This is a genomic window from Bradyrhizobium sp. 23 (genome assembly GCF_023073295.1).
GTDB lineage: Bacteria > Pseudomonadota > Alphaproteobacteria > Rhizobiales > Xanthobacteraceae > Bradyrhizobium > Bradyrhizobium canariense_D.
Map to the genome: position 1 here is coordinate 201,402 of NZ_JADPJF010000037.1, position 4,489 is coordinate 205,890.

Genomic DNA, 4,489 nt, shown 5'->3' on the forward strand with positions numbered 1-4,489 from the left:
CGCGCGGCAGCGCTTCCAGCGCGCGGTTGAGCCAACCGGATTGCACGCGCCCCGGGCCGGCATAGCCGCTTTCGAGCACGTCCTGGCCGTCGAAATGCGAGCGGTCGCGATAGGGCGTCGCGACCGCGTGGATCACCGCGGCGTGCCTGTCGCGATACATGCGTGCGAACTCAGGCATCGCCGGATGCAGCGCAAAGAAAGTATCGAGCATGATCGCGGGATGCGCACCGTCCGCCGTGAGCGCGATCGCCCCGTGCAGGCCGGCATAATCGGGATCGCCGACGGGCGCGACGGTCGAAAGCCCATCAAGCGCGCCGCGCAGGATCACCACGATCAGGCGAGGATCGCGGCCATCCGCGGCGCGCGCGAATTTCGGCAAGTAAGCCCAGGCCGCGAACGAGGCGCCGCCAAGCAGGAGGCCGCGCCGCGAGGTGAGGAGCCGGTTCTCGACGCAGTCGATCATCATCATCTCCTCTGCATTTCGGGCGACATCAACAGCAGCGCCAGCGCCTGCTGCCGCGACTCCGCGCGCTCGATGGTCCGCCGCGTTTCGATCGAGGCCGCATCCGCGGCGGCAAATTCCAACAAATCGAGCGGGTCGATGTTGGGCCCAAGCCGCGCGCCCATTTGCGCGGCAATGTCGAGCCGGAGCTTGATGCCTTCCGGCGCAGCCCAGGCGGCATTGGTGTCGGCGAAACCATTCGGGCCGGCCGGCGACCACAGCGGCTGGCCCAGCAGATTGAGGTTGTTGAGATAGGCGCCGGGATCCTCCGGCACGCGCGCGAGCAGCCGGCCGCTCGCGACCAGGAAATCATAAGGGCTGCGCATCTTCGTCAGTGGCGCCTTCCACGCCTCGTCGGAATCGACCAGTGCGGTTGCCAGCGCTTTGAGATCCCCGTCGGTCTTGATGAAGACATCGCGCAGTCGCGCCACCAGCGCCGGCGGCGGATCGTCGGCGACGAAGTGGCGGACGAATTTGGTGGCGATGAAGCTCGCGGTCGAGGGATGGCGTGCGATGTCCGCGAGGGCGGCTTCGCCTTGCGCAAGGCCGGTCGGCTCGTAGGTCTTGCCGAGCAGCATTTGCGGCCCGGGCTGGTGCGCATTGACGTTGAACACGAACGAACCGGGCGCTCCCAGCTGTCCCTGCCGGCCAGCAAAGGTCCAGCCGGTGATGATGCGCGCGAGCGAGGTGACGTCGTCCTGCGTATAGCCGCCGCCGACGCCGAGCGTATGCAGCTCCATGATCTCGCGCGCGAGATTTTCGTTCAGCCCGCGCTTGCGGTTCTGGCCCGCGCGCGAGTCCGGTCCGAGCGATTGCTGGTTGTCGAGGAAGAACAGCATCGCCGGATGCTGCTCCACCGCTTTCAGCATGTCGGCGAAACGTCCGAGCACATGCGGCCTGATCGCCTCGCGCTCGAACGCACCGGCCCAGATCCGCGCCAGCTCGCCCTTGCTGGCGGAGATGCAGAAATGGTTGGACCAGAACACGACCAGCCGTTCGGTGAAGCCGCACTCGACCAGCGTCGCGCGCTGCAACCGCGCCAGTGCCTCGGCGCGAAAGGTTTTTTGGATGACGTTGAGCGGCTGCGGGGCGGGTTTTGCGGCAGGCGGCGCGGCCGCGTTGGGCTGCATAGTGTCCGGCTTGGCCATATTGTCCGCCGGCTTGTTGTCAGCCGGCTTATTGTTACCGGGCTTGGCCTCGGCCATCTGGCCGGCGATCTCGGTTGCCACGGCGTTCAGCGAGAGATTGCGGCGCGGTCCGGGCCTCTGATCGGCCGGCGCTTGCAACGGCGCTTCAGTCGGCGCGCCGGCCTTCGCGGCGGCCTCGCGCGCCTGCTTGACCTGATCCTGATAGGCGAACACGGCCTGCCCGAGCTGCGGCGCGGATTGCAGGCCCGGCGCCTCCAGCAGCACACCGTTGGGACGAGTGAGTTCCGCCTTCACAAAGCCGCGAGGATCGGAGGCCGCGTTGATGAGATCGCCGGATGCGCCGCCGCGGGCGCCGAAGCCGAAACGGTTGAGCGCGACGAGCGCGGCTTGCGAATCGCGGGCCATCGATATGTCCTTCGCGCGCTGCCAACCGCTTTCCCGATACGTGCGCGAGGCCTAATATACCGCAGCGGGAGATGAACCCGGCATGAAAACGACAGCCCGGCTTTTGCGCAAATCATGACAAATCGGCAAGACATTCCGGCGCAGCAACCCCGCCGCCTCGCCTGCTCTCGTTGCGGCGCCGAGTTCGGCTGCGACCTCTCCGGCACCTGCTGGTGCGCGGAAGAAACGGCGCGGCTGCCGATGCCGGTCAAGGGCGAGGATTGCTTGTGCCGGGCGTGCTTGCGTGCGGCGGCGGAGGCAACATAACCCTCCGCGTCCGCGGTATGGGTCCTAGCTTTCGCCAGGACGACGTTGAGGAGAGACGGCTCGCGACAACTACACTGGATGCCCCGGGGACTTCCGTGCCATGCCGTCGAACGCATCCAGCAGCTTTTCGCGCCAGGCGTAAACCGGGTCGTCCGCTTCCAGCAGCTTGAACGGGCTCGTCGCGCGCGCCCACTGAAAACCGCCGAACACGATGTAGTCGGCATAGTTCGGTGCGGCGCCGCCGATGAAGGGCTGCTTCTTGAGGGTCTGCCGCATCACCTCGAGCGATTTGCGGAAGGCGACCACGCCGGCATCGCGGCTGGCCATGATCTCTTCCAGCCTCTTGCCGCCGAAACGGGCCTCGCGCGACTGGCGGAAATAGGCGGCGTCGACCTCATCCAGATTGTTGGGAATGTCGGCGATGATCAATGGAAAGATGCCGCCGACGATGGCGATGTCGCCCCAGACATTGAGCATGCGTGCCATGGCGCGCCCGCCCTCGCCGCCAAACAGCGACGGACGATCCGGAAACTTGTCTTCGAGATAGATCGCGATCGTCCAGGAATCGACCACCGGCTGGTCGTGATGCAGCAGCACCGGAACCTTCTCCGAGCCATGTGGCGCGATCGCGCTCTTCTCGGTGAAGCGCCAGGGCAACGTTTCCGCCGAAAGGCCCTTGTGCGCCAGTGCCATTCGCGTGCGCCAGCAGAACGGGCTGAACGGTCGCGAGGCGTCTGTGCCGACGAGTTCGAAGAGTTTGAGCGACATGAAAGGGTCTCCCGGTATTCCGTCATTGCACGCGAAGCGAAGCAATCCAGGACTGCCGCCGCGGAAGCATTCTGGATTGCTTCGCTTGCGCTCGCAACGACGGATGTGGAGAGCTAGCGCCCGTTCGTGCGCAGCAGCCTCTCGCCGTCCTCCGTCACCGCGATCACCAGCCCCATTCCGGGCAGCGTCTCGCGCGCGACATAGCCGCGGTCGGCGGCGTCTTCCCAGATGGTGAGGCGCGGGCACGACGTCTTCCAGGTCGCGATCACCTCGGCATAGGCGCGGGGCTCGCGCGCAACCCACTCGACGAAGTCCAGCACCAGCGGGTCGGCAGTCTCGCTCATTGCAAACCTCCCTTGTCGAAGGCTGCCAGCACCGGCGTGCGGACCAGCAGCCAGCTGCCATAGGCGATATAGTAGCAGGCGATGGTGGTGATCAGCTTCATCGACCAGACCACGAATTGCTGATCGGTCATGGCTTCGAGGATGCGCCGCGCCAGCGTGGTGCCGAGCATGGATGCTGCGATCGCGACGGCCGCGAGCACGGGATCGAGCGTCGCCGCCTGGTCGATCACGCTGCCGAAATAGATCAGCTTGCTGAAATGGCTGACGAGCTGGCACATCGCCTTGGTCGCCACCTTCTCGCGCCGGCCGAAATCGCCGCCGAGGAAGAAGGTGTCGAGCAGCGGCCCCGACACGCCGGTCATCAGCATGAGGCCCATGCAGATCGTGCCGTAGACGGTGCCCTGCCAGAGACGGTCGGGATCCGGCTTGATGTTGGCGGGCAGCAGCCGGGCCATGAACGGCGTGATCCCGAGCAGCAGCAGCGCGACCGGCTTGTCCGGTACGTAGCGCGTGAGCGACCACGCCGCGAGCGCGACGGCCGCGCCGACCATATAGTTCGCGACCGGGCGCCAGCGGATATGCGTCCGCCAGAGAAAGGCGCGCCAGCCGTTCGAGGTCATCTGCGTGATCGCATGCAGCACCATCGCGGTCGGCAGCGGCATCAAGGCCAGCAGCACGCCGATCAGGATCAGCCCGCCCGCCATGCCGAACAGCCCCGACAGGAACGCGGTGCCGACCATCAGCAATCCAAGGGCAGCGATCATGATGGGCGTCACGTAAAAATCTCCCGACCTTCTCCCCGCTCGCGGCGCGAAGCGAAGGAAACGTGCCCCGCTTGCCCCGTCTACGCAAACTGAGTTATCTTGGCCTGGCATCAGCTTTCCTGAGGGTCGGTCATTTGCGGCGCTTGCTGTTTCTCAACGGCATCAAGGCATTCGAGGCCGCGGCGCGGGCCGGCAGCTTTGCCGCGGCCGGCCTCGAGCTGAGCGTATCGGCAGCCGCCGTGAGCCGCATGG

General features: G+C 66.2%; 6 protein-coding genes and 1 pseudogene. 2 read left to right on the plus strand and 5 right to left on the minus strand.

Translation table 11 applies throughout. From position 1 onward, the window contains the following. Together IVB32_RS06975 and IVB32_RS06980 are read right to left on the minus strand one after the other, a co-directional pair. Positions 1 to 463: pseudogene (locus IVB32_RS06975) on the minus strand (hypothetical protein); the annotation flags it as partial. A gap of 2 nt (positions 464 to 465) precedes the next feature. Then, a complete protein-coding gene (locus tag IVB32_RS06980) occupies positions 466 to 2,055 on the minus strand; it encodes a DUF1800 family protein (protein ID WP_018453539.1) in 1,590 nt (529 codons plus the stop codon). 114 nt (positions 2,056 to 2,169) lie between these two features. Here IVB32_RS06980 and IVB32_RS06985 point away from each other — a divergent pair, with 114 nt between their 5' ends. Then, positions 2,170 to 2,361, plus strand: a complete 192-nt coding sequence (locus tag IVB32_RS06985; RefSeq protein ID WP_083926324.1) for a cysteine-rich CWC family protein — start codon at positions 2,170 to 2,172, stop codon at positions 2,359 to 2,361. A 69-nt stretch (positions 2,362 to 2,430) separates the two neighbouring features. Here the strand turns inward: IVB32_RS06985 and IVB32_RS06990 are convergent, their stop codons facing one another. From IVB32_RS06990 to IVB32_RS07000, 3 genes are all read right to left on the minus strand, one after another. Further along, positions 2,431 to 3,129, minus strand: a complete 699-nt coding sequence (locus IVB32_RS06990; protein ID WP_018453538.1) for a glutathione S-transferase family protein — start codon at positions 3,127 to 3,129, stop codon at positions 2,431 to 2,433. Between the two features lie 113 nt (positions 3,130 to 3,242). Continuing rightward, complete coding sequence (locus IVB32_RS06995; protein WP_018453537.1) at positions 3,243 to 3,473, minus strand: hypothetical protein; 231 nt, start codon at positions 3,471 to 3,473, stop codon at positions 3,243 to 3,245. Continuing rightward, the gene (locus tag IVB32_RS07000; protein WP_247369024.1) at positions 3,470 to 4,249 is read right to left on the minus strand and encodes a sulfite exporter TauE/SafE family protein; all 780 of its coding nucleotides are present in this window, start codon (positions 4,247 to 4,249) and stop codon (positions 3,470 to 3,472) included. Before IVB32_RS07000 ends, IVB32_RS06995 begins: the two co-directional genes overlap by 4 nt. Before the next feature lie 122 nt (positions 4,250 to 4,371). Here IVB32_RS07000 and IVB32_RS07005 point away from each other — a divergent pair. After that, the coding region (locus IVB32_RS07005; RefSeq protein WP_247410089.1) for a LysR family transcriptional regulator at positions 4,372 to 4,489 on the plus strand (118 nt) is incomplete at its 3' end.